This is a genomic window from Aquimarina spinulae (genome assembly GCF_943373825.1).
In the GTDB taxonomy this organism is placed as follows: Bacteria; Bacteroidota; Bacteroidia; order Flavobacteriales; family Flavobacteriaceae; genus Aquimarina; species Aquimarina spinulae.
On sequence record NZ_CALSBP010000002.1, the window covers coordinates 447,448 to 469,172 of the forward strand.

At 31.7% G+C, this 21,725-nt stretch carries 21 protein-coding genes; 17 read left to right on the forward strand and 4 right to left on the reverse strand.

Features of this window, described 5'->3' with window-relative positions:
- The first annotated feature begins 41 nt into the window (after positions 1–41).
- On the forward strand, positions 42–641 hold the full coding sequence (locus tag NNH57_RS07570; protein ID WP_074409340.1) for a Crp/Fnr family transcriptional regulator: 600 nt from the start codon (positions 42–44) through the stop codon (positions 639–641).
- A gap of 3 nt (positions 642–644) precedes the next feature.
- Here the strand turns inward: NNH57_RS07570 and NNH57_RS07575 are convergent, their stop codons facing one another.
- Entirely contained in the window at positions 645–1,223 is a 579-nt protein-coding gene (locus NNH57_RS07575) for an RNA polymerase sigma factor (protein ID WP_074409341.1), read from the reverse strand.
- 119 nt (positions 1,224–1,342) lie between these two features.
- Between NNH57_RS07575 and NNH57_RS07580 the strand changes: the two genes are divergently transcribed.
- The 5 genes from NNH57_RS07580 (at position 1,343) to NNH57_RS07600 (ending at position 7,849) form a co-directional block, all read left to right on the forward strand.
- Entirely contained in the window at positions 1,343–2,503 is a 1,161-nt protein-coding gene (locus NNH57_RS07580) for a FecR family protein (protein WP_108809343.1), read from the forward strand.
- A gap of 154 nt (positions 2,504–2,657) precedes the next feature.
- On the forward strand, positions 2,658–5,537 hold the full coding sequence (locus tag NNH57_RS07585) for a TonB-dependent receptor (protein WP_108809342.1): 2,880 nt from the start codon (positions 2,658–2,660) through the stop codon (positions 5,535–5,537).
- 135 nt (positions 5,538–5,672) lie between these two features.
- A complete protein-coding gene (locus NNH57_RS07590) occupies positions 5,673–6,947 on the forward strand; it encodes an NRAMP family divalent metal transporter (protein WP_074409344.1) in 1,275 nt (424 codons plus the stop codon).
- Between the two features lie 158 nt (positions 6,948–7,105).
- Entirely contained in the window at positions 7,106–7,387 is a 282-nt protein-coding gene (locus NNH57_RS07595; protein WP_074409345.1) for a hypothetical protein, read from the forward strand.
- 42 nt (positions 7,388–7,429) lie between these two features.
- Positions 7,430–7,849: a group III truncated hemoglobin gene (locus NNH57_RS07600; RefSeq protein WP_108809341.1), complete on the forward strand. Its 420-nt coding sequence runs from the start codon at positions 7,430–7,432 to the stop codon at positions 7,847–7,849.
- 1 nt (position 7,850) lies between these two features.
- On the opposite strand, the gene ytxJ is transcribed toward NNH57_RS07600, so the two are convergent.
- Entirely contained in the window at positions 7,851–8,246 is a 396-nt protein-coding gene (gene ytxJ / locus NNH57_RS07605; RefSeq protein WP_074409346.1) for a bacillithiol system redox-active protein YtxJ, read from the reverse strand.
- A 203-nt stretch (positions 8,247–8,449) separates the two neighbouring features.
- Between ytxJ and clpB the strand changes: the two genes are divergently transcribed.
- The 7 genes from clpB (at position 8,450) to NNH57_RS07635 (ending at position 16,053) form a co-directional block, all read left to right on the forward strand.
- Entirely contained in the window at positions 8,450–11,050 is a 2,601-nt protein-coding gene (gene clpB, locus NNH57_RS07610) for an ATP-dependent chaperone ClpB (protein WP_074409347.1), read from the forward strand.
- Between the two features lie 213 nt (positions 11,051–11,263).
- Positions 11,264–11,911 (forward strand): hypothetical protein, encoded by a 648-nt coding sequence (locus NNH57_RS07615; RefSeq protein ID WP_108809340.1) that lies wholly within the window; start codon positions 11,264–11,266, stop codon positions 11,909–11,911.
- Between the two features lie 116 nt (positions 11,912–12,027).
- Positions 12,028–12,624, forward strand: coding sequence for a TetR/AcrR family transcriptional regulator (locus NNH57_RS07620; RefSeq protein WP_074409349.1), 597 nt, complete (start codon positions 12,028–12,030; stop codon positions 12,622–12,624).
- A gap of 54 nt (positions 12,625–12,678) precedes the next feature.
- Positions 12,679–13,161, forward strand: a complete 483-nt coding sequence (locus NNH57_RS07625) for an acyl-CoA thioesterase (protein WP_074409350.1) — start codon at positions 12,679–12,681, stop codon at positions 13,159–13,161.
- A 55-nt stretch (positions 13,162–13,216) separates the two neighbouring features.
- Positions 13,217–13,342, forward strand: a complete 126-nt coding sequence (locus NNH57_RS26450) for a hypothetical protein (protein ID WP_255409709.1) — start codon at positions 13,217–13,219, stop codon at positions 13,340–13,342.
- Between the two features lie 165 nt (positions 13,343–13,507).
- Entirely contained in the window at positions 13,508–14,020 is a 513-nt protein-coding gene (locus NNH57_RS07630; RefSeq protein ID WP_108809339.1) for a SixA phosphatase family protein, read from the forward strand.
- Between the two features lie 332 nt (positions 14,021–14,352).
- Positions 14,353–16,053, forward strand: coding sequence for a hypothetical protein (locus NNH57_RS07635; protein ID WP_108809338.1), 1,701 nt, complete (start codon positions 14,353–14,355; stop codon positions 16,051–16,053).
- Between the two features lie 93 nt (positions 16,054–16,146).
- Here NNH57_RS07635 and NNH57_RS07640 read toward each other — a convergent pair whose 3' ends face one another.
- The gene (locus NNH57_RS07640; RefSeq protein WP_074409353.1) at positions 16,147–16,896 is read right to left on the reverse strand and encodes a DUF6503 family protein; all 750 of its coding nucleotides are present in this window, start codon (positions 16,894–16,896) and stop codon (positions 16,147–16,149) included.
- Positions 16,897–17,105: 209 nt separating this feature from the next.
- On the opposite strand from NNH57_RS07640, the gene NNH57_RS07645 reads away from it, so the two are divergent.
- The 4 genes from NNH57_RS07645 to NNH57_RS07660 all read left to right on the forward strand — a co-directional run bounded on the left by NNH57_RS07645 (position 17,106) and on the right by NNH57_RS07660 (position 20,642).
- Positions 17,106–17,462 carry a DUF3887 domain-containing protein gene (locus tag NNH57_RS07645; RefSeq protein WP_074409354.1) on the forward strand — a complete coding sequence of 119 codons (357 nt, stop codon included), beginning with the start codon at positions 17,106–17,108 and terminating at the stop codon, positions 17,460–17,462.
- A 95-nt stretch (positions 17,463–17,557) separates the two neighbouring features.
- Positions 17,558–18,016: an SsrA-binding protein SmpB gene (gene smpB / locus NNH57_RS07650; protein ID WP_034245510.1), complete on the forward strand. Its 459-nt coding sequence runs from the start codon at positions 17,558–17,560 to the stop codon at positions 18,014–18,016.
- A gap of 148 nt (positions 18,017–18,164) precedes the next feature.
- Entirely contained in the window at positions 18,165–19,577 is a 1,413-nt protein-coding gene (locus NNH57_RS07655) for an MBOAT family O-acyltransferase (protein ID WP_074409355.1), read from the forward strand.
- A gap of 3 nt (positions 19,578–19,580) precedes the next feature.
- Positions 19,581–20,642, forward strand: a complete 1,062-nt coding sequence (locus tag NNH57_RS07660; RefSeq protein ID WP_108809337.1) for an alginate O-acetyltransferase AlgX-related protein — start codon at positions 19,581–19,583, stop codon at positions 20,640–20,642.
- Positions 20,643–20,689: 47 nt separating this feature from the next.
- On the opposite strand, the gene NNH57_RS07665 is transcribed toward NNH57_RS07660, so the two are convergent.
- Complete coding sequence (locus NNH57_RS07665; RefSeq protein ID WP_074409357.1) at positions 20,690–21,709, reverse strand: ankyrin repeat domain-containing protein; 1,020 nt, start codon at positions 21,707–21,709, stop codon at positions 20,690–20,692.
- Between the last annotated feature and the right edge of the window lie 16 nt (positions 21,710–21,725).

The following is a 21,725-nucleotide window of genomic DNA, read 5'->3' on the forward strand; positions in this document are numbered from 1 at the left end:
CACTATAATTATTCGGTACTATATAATAGAGAATTATAAGTATGATCGATCACGCAAGTTTACTTAATTCGGGGGCGGTACTAAAAAAATATAAACGGGGAGAGTTTCTTTTTAGAGAAGGTTCTATTGCCCGTTATTATTATCAAGTACACCAGGGAGAGATTAAAATGAATAATTATAACCAAGAAGGGAAAGAATACATACAAGGTATTTTTACCAAAGAAAAAAGTTTTGGTGAGCCTCCTTTATTTGCAGATTTTAAATACCCTGCCAACGCAGAAGCTATTATAGATTCTGAGGTCTGGCAATTACCAAAAGAAAAATTCTTAAAGCTTTTAGAAGAAAATCCTGGTATTCATCATAAATTCACCAGTACACTAGCCTTACGGTTATATTACAAAGCAATCATGGTCTCTGAAATATCTACTCAAGAACCAGAACACCGTATCCTTAGAATTCTTGATTACTTCAAAAAAAATAGCGACTCAAACACAATAGAATCAGATGCATACAAAGTAGAACTAACCAGGCAACAACTCGCCGATCTAACTGGATTACGTGTAGAAACCGTTATACGAAGCATTAAAAAACTAGAGCAAAAAGGAGAACTCTTTATTAAAGACAGGAAAGTATATCGGTAATACTTATTGTTTATTGATAAAGACAAAAAACAGGATAGCTTCATATTTGTCACCAAGTTTTTCGCGCAACAGGGAAAAAGATCTAGTTATTTGAGCTTCTACTGTTTTTATGGATACATTTAAATACTCTGCTATTTCGGCATTTGTCAATCCTTCTTTTTTACTTAACTCAAAAACTTGCCTACATTTTGGAGGTAGACTTTGTATTTCTTTATTTACTATTTCTATCATAACCTCCAAAACAGAATCATCACTACCCTCTGCTACCTCATACAATGACTCAATATATTTGTATTGAAGTACCATTGTTGATTTATTTTTTTGATATGTATTTATAAACTCATTATAAATCGACTTAAACAGAAAACTTTTGATAGAATAATTACTATTTAGTTTTTCTCGAAATCGCCATGTTTTCAAAAATACATTTTGTACTATGTCTTGCGCCATTACATGATTATTAGCTAAGGATAAAGCATAAGCATGTAACCTCCTATGATATTTTTCTAACAAAAACATATAAGCTTTTTCCTCTCCTTTTTTAAGAGCCTGTGTTAAAACGTAATCATCTTTAAACTTCACTTAAAAAAAATTAACAATTCAATTTAATACCCAAAAAATTACGAATTTTCCAAAAAAACAATTAAAAAGTAAGGGTATTTGTATTCCGTCTTGTATTATTATATAAAGTTACTAAATATATGATTTCTCCTGAAATAGAAAAACTTCTCATAAAATTCTTTAATCAGTCTACAACCAATGAAGACCTTGATCTACTGAATGATTGGATCAAAAACTCCAAAAACCAATCTATTTTCAAAGATTATGTCAAAGCGCACTATGCAATCACACTTGGTATGAACAACCCATCTCTAGACAAAACAAAAGAACTTTTACTAAAGGAAATAAAGAAAGAAAAAAACCGCTTTCACAAACCTCAATTTAGAGTATTCTATAAATATGCCGCTATTGCTATATTATGTTTAGGAATAGGTTATCTACTGCAAAAAGGTAGTTTAAATACTAAAGAAGAAACAATCACTCCAGAAGAAAGAACAATTACCTTAAAATTAGAGAATGGAGACACCCAAATAATCTCAGAAGACGGTGACATCAATATTATCGATGTTTCTGGTACTGTAATCATGCAACAACAAGGCACACAATTAGTGTATAACAAAAATATTTCTACTGAGAAACTTAAATACAACACCTTAACTATTCCATACGGAAAACGATTCGACATTATTTTATCTGATGGAACTCATGTTTTTTTAAATTCAGGAAGCTCAATTAAATATCCAATAAAATTCATTCCAGGAAATCCCCGTAAAGTTTTTCTAGAAGGTGAAGCTTTTTTTGATGTTACCAAAGATGAAAAACATCCATTTTTAATAGAAGCTCAATCACTCGATGTAAAAGTACTTGGAACCAAATTTAATGTAACGACATATCCTGGCGATAATGAAACAGAGGTTGTACTGGTTGAAGGATCTGTGAGCTTAAGCACTTCAGAAAATAAATCAGATAGTGAAAAGGATGTTATTCTAAAACCCGGATTTAAAGGAACATTTCATAACGTAGAACAAACAATCTCTACTCAAAATGTAAACACTTCTATATACACTTCTTGGGTAGAAGGTATTATTGTATTCAGAAATATTCCTTTTGAGGATATCATTAAAAAACTAGAGCGTCAATACAATGTTACCATAATTAACAATAATAGAGATTTGGCAAAAGAGACTTTTAACGCGAGTTTCGAAATCGACAGAGAAACAATTGATGAAGTTTTACATTATTTTAATAAAGTTCACCAAATTAAATACAAAATCATAAACAATAAAGTAATTATAGAATAATAAATCAAATACATATGAAAAAAGTGAACTAAACAACCAAAAGATTTTACTCACTTCAATTCAATTAAAAAAATCGGAAAATGCTGGCACACTTTCCGATTGAATAAAGTGATTTAACATCAATACGTAAACCACAAATAAACATTTTAAAATTATGAAAAAAATATTGAAATCCGAGGATAGACCTCGAGGGATATTAAAGCTTACTATAAAAATGAAAATATCTTTACTTTTTATATTTCCTACACTATTTACCATACAGGCAAATAGTTATTCCCAGAACACCAAGTTGTCGTTAGATATGAAAGATGTAACTGTAATACAAGTAATTGATGAAATTGAATCTCAAACCGAGTTTAAGTTTGTTTTTAACACAAAAGCTGTTGACTTAGATCGAAGAGTAACCATAAAACTTAAGAAGAAAAAAGTTAAAGAAATTTTGAATACGCTTTTTTCAAATTCTCAAACCGCTTTTGAGATAGACAATCGTAAGATTTTATTGAAAAAAAACTTAAATAAAACTCACTCATCACAAAATGATGAAATAGATAACAAAGAAAAGCAGGAAATAGAAATCAATGGGCAGGTTTTTGACTATCAAAATGCCCCTTTACCTGGTGCCAGCATAGTAGAGAAAGGCACTACAAGTGGTACTACAACCGATTTTAATGGTAATTTTTCTATCACCGTTTCGAATATCAATGCCGTTTTAGTGATTTCATATCTTGGATTTGAATCCAAAGAGGTAAATATCACTTCACCCACAGAAGAATTAAAAATCATTTTAAAAGAAGGCGGATTTGCTTTAGAAGATATTGTGGTTACAGCAAGAAAAAGAGTAGAAAATGTTCAAGACACTCCGATTTCTATTACTGCAGTACAAGGAGTAGTTTTAGAAGAGATGGGAGTAAACAATATAACTGGAATTGCAGATATTGCCCCTAACCTTACATTTAGTACAACCGGAACCGTATCTGGATCAAGTTCTGCTGCAGTAGTTTACATCAGAGGGATTGGCCAGAATGATTATGTGCCGGTAGCAGATCCTGGAGTAGGAATTTATGTTGACGAAGTGTACCTAGGAAGAACCGTTGGGGCTGTTTTGGATTTAGCAGATTTAAAAAGTGTAGAAGTCATTAGAGGTCCCCAGGGGACTCTCTTTGGAAGAAACTCTATTGGTGGAGCCATATCTTTGTTATCTAATGATCCAGGTGATATATTAAAAGGAAAAGTTAGTCTTACAGGAGGCAGTTATTCAAGAAATGATGCTACGTTTAGAATAAGCGGACCTATATCTGAAAGTTTTGGGTTTACTTTTAATTTAATACGACGAAACAGAGAAGGGTATGTAGAACGAGTATTCGTTGATGATTCTGATTTAGGCGATGAAAATTCCCATGGAGCAAGACTCAAATTAGACTATCATAAACCATCCAGTAAATTTTCTGCAAAATTTATTGTTGATTTTGCAACAGAAAGAGAAGAATCTGCCGCAGAACAGAATTTATTCTTTCATGATGATAGATTATTACCACAATTATGGAATACCAATGCAGCACCTGCAGTTACATCTACCGCCTCTGGTTATGTCCCTGGAGATACCACTGTAGGAACTGATATTTATGACGAAAGATGGAATTTTGGACCATTCAAAACAGGTGAAACTTCACTTTCCCAAAATGATATTGATACCTGGGGTATATCTGCTAATTTAAAATATGAAATCGGAGAAAATTCTGAGACTAAATTAATTTTGGCCTATAGAGATCTAGATGCCGAGTTTGCAAGACAAACAGACGGATCACCACTTAATATCTTTGAAAATAGAGATATCTATGAGCAAGATCAATTTAGCTCAGATTTACGTTTTAGTCATTCTAGTGAAAAGCTAGATTTTGTAACTGGTTTGTTTTATTTTATAGAAAATGTAGACAACGCTTTATCATTTACCGGTGCATTACAAAATACCGTTTATCCGGTATTCTTAGGAGGTTTGGTAGAGAATAGTAATTATGCAATATATGGAGAAGCAACTTATAAAGTAACCGATAAACTATCATTAACAGGAGGTCTGAGATATACTAATGAAACTAAGAAAGCAAAACCAGATGCTTTTAGAGACCCCACAGTAAATCTAGGAGATACTCCTAACGCTCCTAGTCCAATTCGAGATATCAATACAAATCCCAGACGTTTACTCGACCAAATATGGCAAGAGAACACTTTTGATCAGGTAACATGGAGGTTTAATACCGCATATAAAGTTTCTGATGCATTAAATATTTACGGTACTGTTTCTACCGGTTTTAAATCTGGCGGGTTTGAATGGAGAGTTACCAATACATCTTTTTATGAGGATCCTTCAAATGATTTTGACGGAGATGGAGATGGAGATTTACCTCAATTTTCTCCAGAAACAGTTACATCTTATGAACTGGGTGCAAAAGTAAAAGTAAAAAAACTAAGGTTCAACACTGCATTCTTCTATACCGATTATAAAGATTTACAAATTGCCGCTAATCCACCAGGATCAATTGCAACTTTCCAGACAAATGCCGGAGATGCTGAAATTAAAGGGTTAGAAACCGAAATTATTTGGCTCCCTAACTCTTTTATGCTTGTCAATATTGGGTATGGATATACAGATGCAGAATACAAAGATCTTATCGAAGGTGTCACTGTAACCGAAGATGACAATTTCATTTTAACTCCAGAACATACTTTAACTTTTGGAGGGTCATACAAAATTCCCGTATCCTTTGGTAGTTTTACCCCAAGAATAGACGGCCATTATAAATCAAGAGTCGATTTTGAAGCTCAAAACAGTGATTATGTTTTTGATGATGGTCATACCGCATTAAATGCTTCTTTAAAATTTAATGCAAAAAAACACTGGGAACTTATCATCGGTGTCGAAAACTTAACAGATGAGCTATATCTAGTTGGAGGTGACGCTAATACCGCAATAGGCTACGAGAATGGGATCTATGCAAGACCTAGAAATTATTACGCCACTCTATCGTATTCTTTTTAAATACTTGGATAGTTAGCCCCTTTCCAGAGTTTAATCCTTTTTTGGATTAGACTCTGGATTATTTAATAATGTCGAGTTTGAAAATTCAAATACTATAAAATTTTATATCCAGAAAGGACCTAATACTATAAATTAATGAATTGGAATAAGCTTAGAAAAACTCTAGGGCCTGGAATTTTGTTTGCAAGTACCGCAATAGGCGTTTCTCATTTGGTTCAAAGCACACGTGCAGGAGCTAATTATGGTTTTACACTCTTAATTGTTATCATCATTACCAACATTTTAAAATTTCCTTTCTTTGAATATGGTGCCAGATATGCTAACGCAACAGGAGAGAGCCTTATAGATGGATACAAGAGGTTAGGTAAATTTGCTTTATGGATTTACTTTTTAGTTACTATATCATCTATGTTTTTTGTTACCGCTGCCGTAAGTTTAGTAACAGCTGGTTTTATGGATAACCTTTTTGAGGTATCTACACTTTGGCCTTCTTTCAAATTATTTCCTATTACACTCGTTTTTTTAGTATCCTTTGGCGTGCTGGCCTTTGGAAAGTTTAACGTACTAGATAGTATCATTAAAATAGTAGGATTCCTATTATTTATTTCTACTATAATTGCCTTTGTAATGACCCTTAGTAAGGGTCAAGCAATACAGATAAAAAGTTTTGTTCCTCCAGATATTTTTGATGATACAGGAATTTTATTTCTAATCGCATTAATGGGATGGATGCCAACAGCTTTGGATTTATCCACTTGGATCAGTCTATGGGCGATAGAAAAAATAAAATCGACAAAATATCATCCAACACTTAAAGAAGCATTATTCGATTTCAATCTAGGGTATTGGATCTCAGCTTTTCTAGCCATCTGCTTTTTGATTCTTGGAGCATATCTTGTATATGGAACCGGAAAAACACTTCCTAAAGATAGTGTAGGGTTTGCCGGCGATATAATTGAGTTATATACTACTACTATAGGAAATTGGAGTTACTTAATTATTGCTATTTCTTCTTTTTCAATTATGCTAGGAACAAGCTTAGGAGTCTTTGATGGGTATGCAAGAACACTACAACAGACTACAAAGTTAATATTCTCATCAAAAACCAATAACAATATAGTACAGAAACCCAGGCTACTATACCTTGGTTCGTTGTTTATTCTAGCCATAGGATCGTTCTCAATTACAGTTTTCTTTAGAGGGCAGTTTAAAGCTCTTATTGATCTGGCAACTACCATATCTTTCTTAATAGCTCCTCTAATCGCCCTTGCTAATTTTAAGTTAGTTAGTAAAAAATATATTAGCAAAGAAGCAACCCCAAAACCATTTATGAAATTGATTAGTTATCTCGGAATTTTATTTCTAACAGGTTTTGCTCTATTTTATTTCTATATTAAATTTTTAAAATAAATGCCTTGATCAGTTCTCTATATTATTTTTAAAACGATTTATCAATCTGTATTTTATATATTTTAAGAGAAGCACATAGAACCTTTACTTTATGATCAGAATCATAAAACTATAGCCCTTCCTTGAAATATCTTTGAATAACACTAAAAATAATTGTTATGTATTCGAAGTTATTAAAGGATTTTAAAGAAATGTATATGGCATATATTCCATTAATGATTATTCTTTCCAGTTGTTTAGGATCTGTTGCAGCAATGTACATTCTTATGCAGGAGAGATCTTTTTCGCAAGTCGTTCAATTATCTCTTTGCGTAATCATTTGTATGGCATTTAATGCATCTATTCTAGCTCAAATGAAAGCTAAATTTGTATTCAATCTATTAATTGCAAGTCTGGTAATTAATACTCTTTTAGTATTGCTAAACATCGCCTTTTATTAATATGAATAGGAAACTATGTGACTTCTTAGAACAAAAAAGCAAATGAAAGTGATTCCTAAAAATGATATCAGAAATAGAGATGACGTTGCAACGCTAGTTTCTATATTTTATAAAAAAATCAGAAAAGAAGAGCACTTAGGCCCTATTTTTAATCATATGATAAAAGATTGGGACAAACATTTAGATAGACTCACCGATTTTTGGGAAACCAACCTCTTATTTGTTCCAAAATTTAAAGGAAATCCAATTGAAGTTCATAAACAAGTAGATCGAACATTTAATCATAGCATTACAAATGTACATTTCTGGATATGGTTACAACTATGGATCACGACAATAGACGACCTTTTTGAAGGTGAACTCGCTACTTTAGCTAAAAATCGCGCCAGAAAAATGAGCACAACATTATTCGTAAAAATGTTTCAGGACAGACCTTCTCAAAAAATGGTCCCTAACAAATAATTTATACAAATTGATGCAATACCTGAGGTGTAATCGCACTATGCGAAGAATGATGCACCATAACACCATTTCTTATAACAATAAATTGTGGTGATTCGTGGAATACCTGAAATTTTGCAGCTACTTCTGCAGATACATCACGATGATTCAACAAATCAAGATAATACAAATCTATTTGATCTTCTGTAACATCAAAACTGCTTTCAAAATTACGAATCACCATTCTACTAATACCACAACGAGTCGAATGTTTAAAAATAGCCTGCGTTTTAGTCTTTGATGCCTTTGCAATTTCCTCTAATTGCGAAATAGAATTAAGCACTTGCCATGGCAAAGCTTGTTTTTCTTGCTTAGGTTCTTTCTCTTCTGATCCAAATAATTTACCAAATATTCCCATTTTTTTTCCTTAATTCAAATTATCACAAACATAGTCAAATGATTTTTAAAATTGACTATAATCATATATTGGTCGTAACAAAATTCGTAACTTTACATTGCGTCAAAAAGTCAGCAAAACCAAGCGATCGCAAGACATTTTGGCACATTACTAAAGTAGGAATGTTATTTGATTCTCTACTAGAAAACTCAAAATAAGAGACTATGAATTTTAATAATTTCACTATAAAATCACAAGAAGCCATACAACAAGCTCAACAGCTTGCACAAGGTTTTGGACATCAACAAATAGAAAATGAACACATTTTTAAAGCCATTTTTAATGTAGATGAAAATGTACTTCCATTTTTGCTAAAAAAGCTAAATGTTAACCTCGATCTTTTACAACAAGTTCTCGATAGTACACTAGAAAGTTTTCCTAAAGTTTCTGGTGGAGAATTACAGCTATCAAGAGAAGCAGGAAAGTCACTAAATGAAGCAAGTATTATTGCCAAAAAGATGAACGACGAGTATGTTTCTATTGAACATCTGGTGATTGCCATTTTTAAATCTAAAAGTAAGATTGCGCAAATCCTAAAAGATCAAGGAGTAACAGAAAAACATTTAACCGAAGCTATTAATGAAATTAGAAAAGGCGAACGGGTAACATCACAAAATGCAGAAGAAACCTATCAGGCTCTAAGTAAATATGCCAAAAACCTTAATGAAATGGCAGAGAACGGGAAATTAGATCCTGTTATAGGTCGAGATGAAGAAATCCGAAGGATATTGCAAATCCTTTCTCGCCGTACCAAAAACAATCCGATGCTGGTTGGCGAACCCGGAGTTGGTAAAACTGCTATTGCCGAAGGATTAGCTCATCGAATTATAGCAGGGGATATCCCCGAAAATCTAAAGAATAAACAAATTTTTTCTTTAGATATGGGAGCATTAATTGCTGGCGCTAAATTTAAAGGAGAATTTGAAGAACGTCTTAAATCAGTTGTAAAAGAAGTAACTTCTAGCGACGGTGACATCGTATTATTTATTGATGAAATCCATACGCTTGTGGGTGCAGGAGGAGGCCAAGGAGCTATGGATGCTGCTAATATCCTAAAACCAGCTTTAGCAAGAGGAGAACTTCGGGCAATTGGAGCCACAACTCTCGATGAATATCAAAAATATTTTGAAAAAGATAAAGCTCTGGAAAGACGTTTTCAAAAAGTTACAGTAGATGAACCGGATACAGAAAGTGCAATATCTATTCTTAGAGGAATTAAAGAAAAATATGAAACACATCATAAAGTACGTATAAAAGACGAAGCTATAATCGCTGCGGTAGAATTGTCACAGCGTTATATCACAAACAGGTTTTTACCCGATAAGGCTATTGATTTAATGGATGAAGCTGCTTCTAAATTACGGATGGAGATTAATTCTAAACCCGAAGAACTCGATGTACTTGATAGAAAAATTATGCAACTCGAAATTGAAATCGAAGCCATAAAACGCGAAGACGATGAAACCAAGTTAAAAGCACTTAATGGTGATCTTGCAAATATTAAAGAAGAACGTAATGAGATTTTCTCAAAATGGCAAAGCGAAAAGGAAGTTGTAGATGCTATTCAAAATGCAAAAACAGATATTGAAGAATTTAAACTTGAAGCAGAACGTGCAGAGAGGAATGGAGATTATGGAAAAGTCGCCGAATTGCGATACGGAAAAATAAAAGAAGCTCAAGAGCGACTGGATGAATTGCAAAAGCAGTTAAACGAACAACAAAGCAAATCTTCGCTTATTAAGGAAGAAGTTACTAATGATGATATTGCAGAAGTAATAGCAAAATGGACAGGGATACCAGTGACCAAAATGCTACAAAGTGATCGCGAAAAATTATTGGTACTCGAAGAAGAATTACAAAAACGTGTAATTGGGCAAATCGAAGCCATACAAGCTGTTAGTGATGCTGTACGAAGAAGTCGTGCAGGTTTACAAGATCAAAAAAAACCAATCGGATCATTCTTATTTCTAGGAACTACCGGGGTAGGAAAAACAGAATTAGCAAAAGCACTGGCAGAATATCTCTTTAATGATGAAACTGCCATGACCCGAATAGACATGAGTGAATATCAGGAACGTCATGCAGTAAGCAGATTAATGGGTGCACCTCCCGGATATGTAGGGTATGATGAAGGTGGACAATTAACCGAAGCTGTTCGAAGAAAACCGTATTCTGTAGTCTTACTAGATGAGATAGAAAAAGCACATCCAGATACGTTTAATGTGTTATTACAAGTATTGGATGAAGGTCGTTTGACAGATAATAAAGGTAGAGTTGCCGATTTTAGAAACACTATCATTATCATGACCAGTAATATGGGTAGCCATATTATACAAGAAAAATTTGAAACTATCAAAGATATGGATGCCGCTATGGAAGCTGCCAAAGTTGAAGTATTAGGGATATTAAAACAATCTGTTCGTCCAGAGTTTTTAAACAGAATAGATGATATCATTATGTTTTCTCCGCTTACCAAAGCTAATATCAATGAAATTGTAAAGCTTCAGTTAAAGCACGTTTCTAAAATGCTGGCAGAGCAACACATAACTTTGGATGCTACAGAACAAGCTATAACTTATCTTTCTGAAAGAGGTTTTCAACCAGAATTTGGAGCAAGACCGGTGAAACGCACAATTCAAAAAGAAGTTTTAAATAAACTATCAAAAGAAATTCTAGCAGGTAAAATTTCTACAGAAAGTGTAATTTTACTCGATGAATTTGATAGCAATCTAGTATTTAGAAATCAGGAAAATTTGGTTTCCTAATTAGTCTATAAACGTAATTTTACCTAAAAGCAGGGCTATTGGTTTAAAAAAAATCAATAGCTCTATTAGTTTTAAACAAAAAAATCAACAATGCTATATTTTGTTGAGCAGCACATATTACGGTTTTACCGTAGATATTAACAAAATTATTCCTACAATAGTTAATAACTAAATAAAGAAAAAAACAAGGTTTTTAAGTACATTGCTTCCTCAATGAGACCAACCATATTATTTGCACTTCTATTAATTTCACACATCTCCCTGGGCCAAAGCAAAAAGGGAGCCTTAGCTGATATTAGAAATAAATATCAATTAATCCGAGAATTAGTAGATACCAATACACTTAGACAACATCATACCGACTATTCTTGTAATGAATCTACAGAAAAAGGGTCGCTTACCTTTTATTATAATGGTACCGAGTTAAAACATATCGTACACACATATACTTTAGGGCATGTAAAATTTAGAGATGAATTTTATATTTGGGATAATCAACTATTTTTTCAATATGCTATTCATAAGGTTTGGTATAAGGATTATGAAAGAAGTCGTTCTGGTAAGCGCAGATTAGCAGATGTCGTATTAACACTTGAAGAACGCTTTTATTTTAAAGATAGAAACGTTATAAAATGCCAGTTTAAAGATTTTGAAAATAGGAGTAGTAGTCCAAAAAAAATCAAAACTAACAATATTAGAAACATAAATGTAGGATGTGATCAGGCTCAAGTTGCTCTTGAAAAATTTGATCTTTTACTCGATTTTCAAAAAATGAAGATCGAAGATGCTTGTAACCTACCAAAAAGTATTACCAATACAGAACCTTTGGATCATATTTATGGTAATATCCGCCAGAATTAAAGACTCCCTTTTTTATTAAGTTCGCTTCAGAATATGTTAAAATAAAATATTCATTATGTTAAAAAATATACCGATTGGTATTTTTTAGTATATTTGACTATATTTTTTAGTAAAACATGCTTACCAAAGCCGAACAAACTGCAGAATTTATAATTCAAACCGTTGCTCCTATTTTTAACAAAAATGGATATGCTGCAACAAGTTTGAGTGACATCACCAAAGCTACCGGGCTCACTAAAGGTGCTATTTATGGCAATTTTAAAAATAAAGAAGAATTAGCTATAGCCGCTTTTAAGATGACCGAAGGAAATATGATTGGTCGAATAGCTGATCATCAAGCTTTAAGCAAATCACCTATCGAGAAATTATTTTTGGTTACCGACTTTTATCGAAACTATTATAATTTCACTCAAGAGATAGGCGGTTGTCCTGTCCTTAATATGGGAGTTGATGCAAAATATCAAATCCCTGTTCTTTTTAAACACGTAAAATCTGCAATCTCTAAAATCCAGAACAATGTTGCTAAACTTATAGATGCCGGAAAAGAATGTGAAGAAATAAAAGAGGAAGTAGACTCGATGCTATATGCAAAACGATTGTATAGTATGATCACAGGGGCTATTTTTATGACCCATACTATGGAAGATAATAGCTATTTACTTGAAACCATGGATCAGATAGACACTATGATCCATAAAAACCTAAAACGATAATTATCATTTTTTTTAACTATAAATATACCGATTGGTATAAAAATAAATTAAATTATGACATTAACTAAAATACCAGAAAGCAAAGCAAAAATAAGGTTTCAGGATTGTGACCCTTTTAACCATCTTAATAATGCTGCATATATTAATTATATGATCAATGCACGAGAAGATCAGATCGATCAATACTACAACCTTGATATTTTTAAACTAGCAAAAACCAAAGGCATTAGTTGGGTAGTAGGTACAAACCAGATTGCTTATTTAAAACCAGCCTTACTAATGGAGAATGTTGTTATTGATTCTCAACTTATACGATATACAGAAAATCAATTGCATGTAGAGATCAGAATGTGGAACCATGATAAAACAGAGCTTAAGGCTATATTATGGAGTTCTTTTGTACATTTTAATTTATTACAACAAAAGCGCTGGAATCACGATCAACAACTCCTGGAACTATTTAAAAATATAATAGAACCCATATCTGCTACTAGTTTTGAAGAAAGAATTTTACAATTAAAACCACAAAAAGTGTAACATTTCCATTTTTTATTCGTCTTAATATAGAACGTAACCATTTAAAACTGGCCATATGAAATCTTCTGGCGATTTAGGCTCTTCTAATAAAAGAAGAAGCTCCTATATTTATATAGGATTTTTTATCATTGCTATTCTATCCATGGGTATCGTTATTTGGCAAATGGGAATGTTAGAATAATAGAATCAGGTATAAAAAGGTTAATATTATTTTTATAATAGCTATTTTTATACCTGATATTATTTAGTTTTATGTCATAACTTAAGCATAATTTAGAACTTCAACATTTCCCGAAATAATTATTATGCAGTCCCGTTCGGCCTCTAAGACAATAAACATATACAGATGAAACCTATATTCTTTTTACTTATTTTTCTTTCTTCCTGGGTTAGTTCTTGTCAAAGTAATACACCTCAACAAGAAGTAACTACTACATATTTTTTAGTTAGACACGCCGAAAAGGATCTTAGCGATCCAAGTAATCGAAATCCTAAACTTACAGAGGCTGGAAAAATGCGATCAGAAAACTGGGCAAAAATGCTTGTTGATGTACCAGTAGATATGGTATATACAACAGACTATATTAGAACCAGAAAAACAGCAGAGCCAATTGCCAAAAGTAAAAATTTAGAAATCACTTTATATAACCCTAGAAATTTAAACGATACCGAATTTCAGGAAAAAACCAAAGGAAAGACCGTTGTGGTTGTTGGCCATAGTAATACAACACCAACCTTTGTTAATAAAATTATTGGTAAAGAAAAGTATAGCTCTATAGATGAAAAAATCTATGGCAAGCTATTCATTATAAAAATTACTGGTGATATAATTACCGATACTGTACTAAATATTGATTAGTTGTTCATAGTTATTTCCTAAAAACTTCATTTATAGATTATTATTATTATGCAATATGATGACTTAATCTTTGCATAAAACACGAACGAAATATCTCACATAGCAAAAGTTAAAGTGATACTATTGCCTGTACTTTATCGAAAAGTACGATAATCCACTACTACATATTCAAAAAAATAATACTTTCAGAATTATCAATAATTACCTCTTCTTAAAAGCATTTTATTTTAAAAATACATCTAAGTAAAATTGAAATAAAAAAGCGTAAGCACTCCTAATTTTACATTAAAAAATAATCAAATTAATATAAACTAATCTTTTAAAACCGAATCATGAAAAAAGTAGTATTAAATTGTCTGGCCATATTAAGTATTTCTTCAATTTTTGCGCAATCTGAAATAAACGATGTTAAGCAAACCGGCAAATCCAACAGCTTAACTATATCTCAACACGGTGCTCCAAAAGTTCTAAACGTCACTCAAGTTGGAGATAAAAATACATCAGAAATCATTCAAGGACATAAAGAAGATCCATCTGTAGATGGAATAATTATTCAGACCCAAAATGGCAATCAAAATAAAGCATTTATCTCACAAATGGGAGGATACAATAAAATCTACCAGACCCAAAACGGAGATATGAACACTGCTAATGCTTCTCAAGGTTTTGTATCCAACTTCAATCATATTAAACAAATACAAAATGGAACAAGCAATACAGTTACAGCTACTACTAAAAACTATTCTTTAGGAAGCCAAATCAAACAAGATCAAAGCGGAAATGAAAATAACGCAGAAGCAATAAGTTTTGGTGCAAGCACTATACTTCAAATGCAAAATGGTGTCGCTAATACAGCTTTTGTCAAATCTTCGGGTAATCAAGGAGATATTAAACAAAACCAAACCGGATCAAATAATAAAGCTACTGTGAATCAAAGTAGAAATAATAACGTTATTCAAACCCAAGAAGGAGAAGAAAACGACAGTAATGTAACGCAAAAAGGTAGTGGAAACGAAATTTCACAAGATCAAAAGGGTTCTTATAACATTACAATTGCATCACAAGACGAACAAACAAATAGCATACTACAAAGCCAAGATGGACAAGAAAATTACAATAACATAGAACAATCTGGAAGCTTTAATAACACTAGAACAAGTCAAATAGGCGAAAAAAACTCTGTTGTTATAAAACAATCAGGCCTTACTAATTACATTAATAGTAATCAGAATGGAGAACTAAACGGTGTGATTATAAAGCAAAAAGGAGATACAAATCAAATCACCCAAACCCAAGACGGAAACGAAAATCAATCTAATATTGAACAAAACAATGGAGGGAATAATATAATTTCTCAAAAGCAAATAGGTATTAACAATTCTGCTACTTCAACACAAAACGATGGGGCTATTAATGTTATTTCGCAAACTCAAAACGGGGTAGAAAATACTATTTTCACAATACAAGAAGGTGGTGAAAAAAATGAAGCAATAGCTGTGCAAAATGGAGACAAGAACTCTATTACTCAAATTCAAAACAAAGGAAATAATAACCTAATTACAGCTAAACAAGAAAGTACTCAAGGAAACCGTATTAATCAAACCCAAAATGGAGAAAAAAATAGCAGTTTTGCTTCTCAAAAGAATGGATTGTATAATGAAATCCAACAAACCCAAACCGGATTAAACAACTCTTTAGAAGCGACACAACATAATTCTTCTTATGATATTATTAAACAAACCCAAATTGGAAACACTAATATTGCTGAAGCGATACAAGGAGAAGACAGCCTCTTTTCGGTAAGCAATACGATTATACAAATTCAGGAAGGAAATGAGAACAATGTTCTTAGTATTCAAAATGGGATAGAAAACAATATAGAAAGTACTCAAATAGGAGAATTAAACACTGTAAACACTACTCAAATTGGAGAATTAAATACTATAATTCATTCTCAATCGGGTAAAGGGTTATCCAGTATATTATTACAAAATGGAGAAAGTAATTCTATTATATTCTCTCAGAACAAATAATTTATTACTTTAAAAAATACAGAAAGGTCAAAAAGCAGGTGCAGCTTTTTGACCTTTCTGTATTTTATTAAAACAACTGACTTGACTCCTAAATTAACAACAGTCTCTTTCAATATAAACGTAAATATCCTCTAACTCTATTTTTGAGAGTAATTTTAGTTGTTTTTTTTCAAATAGTTTGTCAAGATTATGTAGTGGCGTGGTTAAGTCTTCTGTTTTATAGTTTTTATAATCTACAAAACGTATTCTGTTTATACTTCTTGGATTATAAGCTTCTCTAAACCGTATTCCTCCTCCATTCACGGCATATTTATATGCTAGATAATCTACGGTAAAGTTCTCCTTATGGATCCAGTACATAAACTCATCTTCAAAATCGGTTCCGCCGCCTTCTTGATCAAAAGTTACTTTAATTTTATAATACAAAACTCCATTGATAACCGATTCACCAACTAGTTTTTTATGTACTGCCGGAGCATTAAGCCCATACGGAAGGCTTGCAAAATAATGTACAGAATTTACTCCGTCACTTATTTTTGTGACCAAAGAATCTGCAACTGCCACCGGGCAATTTTCTATAGTTCTTTTCAAACCAGAATTACTTATCACATCATGAGTTACCCCTTTAGATCCTTTTACAAATCTCTCTAATTCATACACTCCTTCTCCTCTTTTACTTCGATATTGTTTCCCTCTAAAAACGAAATGTATAATGGCTCTATCATAATTGGCCCCTCCTGCCTTCTCTATTGTTTTATCTACTATTTCCTGAGCAGAAAACTGAGCAAAAGCAGTAGTAACAGAAGAAAAAACAAATACTAATACTATAAAATAACGTTGCATAAAAATCGCTTTAAAAAACTAAATTAATCTTTCTCTTTTCATTAATTGTAACAATTTTGTTAAACTAAATAACAGATACAACTAATTATTTTTTTAGACGAAAACCCAGTTTTATACTTACTCTATAAATGTGAATTGAAGATTGTTTTTTTTTAATTTTAACGAAAAGATAATTATTTTGCAATACCTAACCTCAAAATGAGAATGCTATGAAATATATAATCTTACTGTTAACTTGTTTTACCATTCAATATGGTTTCGCTCAGGATGCGAGTACTTATGAAAGTACCACAAAGACTTTTCTAGAAAATTATAATGCACAAGATGTAAATGCAATTTTTGAGATGTATACCTCAGAAATGCAAGAAAGTATGACAAAAGAGGGAGTGTCTAATTTTATAAATGGTTGTTATGGGCAATTTGGCAATATGAAAAATATAGCTTTTGTTGAGACCGCCGAAGGGGTTTATAGTTATAAAGTAGCATTTGACAAAGCAATTTTAGGGATGGACCTTCAACTTAATGCTGATGGTAAGATTTCAACAATACAATTTCAAGAGCTATAAAAAGTATTTAGAATATTCGTTTTTTGTTTAAAGCTTTCTTTCAAGAAAGCTTTGTACTTTTGTAAGCGTTTACAAAAGTATTTCGGAATACCCATATGAATCCAAATAAAATCAACATATTAAACCGTAAGGCCAAATTTGAATATGAATTCCTGGACAAATATACCGCGGGAATCAAACTCGTTGGCACAGAAATAAAGGCTATAAGAGAAGGAAAAGCAAATATTGCGGAGAGTTTCTGTGAGTTTAATAACAATGAATTATTTGTTATTAATATGCACATAGAAGAGTATTCTCATGCCACCTATTTTAATCATAATCCCAAAAGTGAACGAAAACTATTACTCAACAAAAAGGAGTTAAAAAAACTTGAAAAAGAAGTAAAAAACTCTGGATTAACCATTATACCCACCCGATTATTCATAAATGATCGTGGATTGGCAAAGCTTAATATTGTCCTTGCACGTGGTAAAAAGATGTATGATAAACGAGAAACAATTAAAGACAGGGATAATAAAAGAAATCTTGATCGTATCAAAAAAGAATATAAGTAATTATACATTTTCGAAAATAATAAACAATCCATGAATCAACCCGATATAATATACCACAAAAAAATTATTTTCGATTCTTCCTATAGTATTTATCAAAATAGAATGACTAAGTAATTAACCCTATATTCATCGCTTTCGCAGATTACACATGGTATTTAGTAGCGCTTATTTTTTACTTCTTTTCTTCCCTTTAACATTACTATTATATTTTATTGTTCCTAAAAAGTATAGAAACCTGGTATTACTTATAGCCAGTATCTATTTTTATACCTACGGCGAGAAACTCTTGGTACTTGTAATGTTGTTTTCTACTTTGGTTGATTACAAGTGCGGCATCCTAATTGAAGAAGGGAAGCGAAAACTTGGTTTAAGAATCTCTATTCTCACAAATTTAGTAACACTTGGGATTTTCAAATATTTCAATTTTGCTATCGATAATTTATACGCTGTATTAGACTTACTTCAAATAGACTCTAGCAGTTTACATAACATTCCAGAAGTTGTGTTACCATTAGGGATTAGTTTTTATGTTTTTCAAACCATGTCATACACTATAGACGTTTATAGAGGAAATATAAAGGCTAATAGAAGTTTACTAGAATTTGCCACTTATGTAACCATGTTCCCCCAATTAGTTGCAGGACCTATTGTTCGGTATATCGATATTCAGCGAGAAATAGCCAACAGAGAAGTCAGCATTTTTAGTTTTGCCAAAGGTTTAGAACGTTTTATAATAGGGTTATTCAAAAAAATGATTATTGCCAATACTTTTGCTCGAATAGCAGATAGTATTTTTACAGAAAGCGGAGGTGATGTTTCAACATATTATGCCTGGTTAGGTGTTATTTCCTATGCTTTTCAGATTTATTATGATTTTTCTGGCTACTCAGATATGGCGATTGGATTAGGCAAAATGTTTGGTTTTAATTTTTTAGAAAACTTTAATTATCCGTATATATCAAAAAGCATTCAAGAATTTTGGAGACGATGGCATATATCGCTTTCTACCTGGTTCAAAGATTATCTATACATTCCTCTGGGAGGTAACAGAAAAGGTAAATATCGAACTTATGTAAACTTATTTATCGTATTCTTTATTACCGGTTTATGGCATGGTTCTGAATGGAATTTTGTAATCTGGGGGCTATTTCATGGTGTATTTATAGTAATAGAAAGAATTGGTTTTAATAAAATTTTAGAAAAAGCCTGGAAACCTTTACGACATCTCTACACATTGCTAATCATACTTGTTGGTTGGGTTTTATTTAGAGCTGATACTCTTGAGCAGGCTATTAAATACCTAAAGACAATGTTTATTTATAACAAAGGGAATGCTTCTGTAAATGATTTTATAACATATTTTAATTATAACACCGAACTCCTATTTACCTGTATATTAGCACTTATCTTTGCAATACCTACATATCCTTATTTTGAAAAAAAACTAAAAAACCCAAAGCTTCTACCTTTTAGATATATTAATATTTTAATACTTCTTATATTATCTATTATATATATAGCTGCTGATTCTTATAATCCTTTTATCTATTTTAGATTTTAAAAAATGAAAAGAAAAATTACGATTTCCTTTATAATTATTTGTGTCGCTATTATTTCGACACCTTTTATCCTGGTTAATCTAAGGATAAAGGTTGATCCGCTTAAAGAAAATGAAAAAAAAATCAGCTTAAATTTTAAACGAAACTTCCCTTTAAAATCTGATTTACTGAAAATTTACACCAATTTTAAAACCAATATTCTGAATGTAAATCCAATTCCCAACAAAGTTATTGAAACAGAAAATGAGTGGAAATTTTTAGGAAATAATTTTAGTAATGCACTATCAGAATCAAAAGGTTTGGTCGTATTCACCAAAAAAGAATTAGCTTCTTTAAAAAAATTTTTAATTCTGAAAAAAGAATGGCTTAAAGAAAGAAATATTGCCTTTTATATTGCAATAGCACCCAATAAGCATACTATTCATAGTGATATGATTAAAATAAAAAAATATGAAAGAAACACAAAACTTCAACAATTAGACTCTTTATGTAAGATTATTGATGTTAACTTTATAAATTTAGGGGCAAATTTCCCTAAAGGAAATGATACAATTTTGTATCACAAAACAGATACTCATTGGAATGGCTATGCTGGATTTTATGCCTACCAATCTAGTATGAATTTTATAACTCGAGACTTTAAAAAAACCATATTTGGCCAATACAAACTGGATAATATGGAAGCATATGTAGAAGATAACAAAATTGGTGATCTAAACAATATGCTAATGAATAATAAGACGGAAGATTTTATTCATCTAAAATTTAAAACTCCCGAAAAAGCAATAGAGCAAACAGATCAATTAACAGTACCTATCGGTTACCATAATGCGGATAGGCTTTATGAAAAACGTTTCCAAAATGCATCTTCCAATAACAACCTCAAAATATTAGTTTTTCACGATTCCTTCTTTCCTTATTATGAAAAATATTTTAGTGAAACCTTTAATCATTCTGTTTTTATCTGGAATCACAAATTCGATAAAGATGTGATCGAAATAGAAAAACCAAACATTCTATATCATGAAATTGTAGAAAGAGATATAGATGTTTTATTAAATCGATAACTTCACAATTAAAATAAGCTATTTTATTCGCGTAATCACCTTCTTAATTAAGTATCACTTAGTAGTTCTTCTATTATTTTCTTTACCGAAATCGAATCGACTATAGACAATAGAGAATAAATTTCATCACATTTTTTAATATTATAATAGTCTGCCAGATATTTTATCAAATTGATATCTTCTAATAAAACTGCTTGATGAAAAGCTGTAAAACCATCATTATCTACTAAGTATAAGTTTGCTTTTTCTTCAATAAAGAATTCTATTAAACTTCTATTTTCTTTACTCACACTTGAAATCAAAGGCGTCGATCCTCTATATTTTTCACTTCGAACATTAATATTTGCTCCCTTCTGCAATAAAATTTTAGCCATTTCTACAGATTGCACCATGAGTAATATAGGATTTTCTTCTGTTATGGATTCAATTCCATTATCGAATAATAATTCTACTAATTCAAAAAAATCGTTATTTACTGCATTCTGTAGGGGAGCTAGAGATGAATTGGGTAAACCATTAGGATTTGCTCCTCTATCTATCAAAAACTTCGCAATTGTTACTCCGGGTAGAATATCATATTCTTTTTTTCTATCTCTTATTCGATATGGCTCTGTGCAATAATTTAGAAAAGGCACATCTAATCCTTCATGCATATCAAGATCAATACCTGTATCAATCAATATTTTTGCAATTTCCATATGATCTCCTTCAATTGCTATTTTCAAGGTTGCCTGCAAACCTTCATCTGCTCCATTTTCTAATAAAAATTCAACTACTTTTTCATCCCCTTTTCGAGCTGCATGCTCTATTGGTAAAAAAATATCGCACTCTACATTTACATCTACATTATAAGACCGCAGAAGTTTCACAACCTCTAACCTTTCTTCTTTTTTCCAGGAAGAAATAACTCTATAAAGTATAGTTTCAAAAGGGTATTCAGGCTCCTGATAATTAACATCTGCTCCTTCTTCTAATAACAATTTAATTTTTGTTATGTCATCAGAGCTATACTTTCTTTTGTCTACAAGCTCAAATAATTCTATTGTGATTGGTTTCTGTCCTTCCATAACACTAATTTTTAAA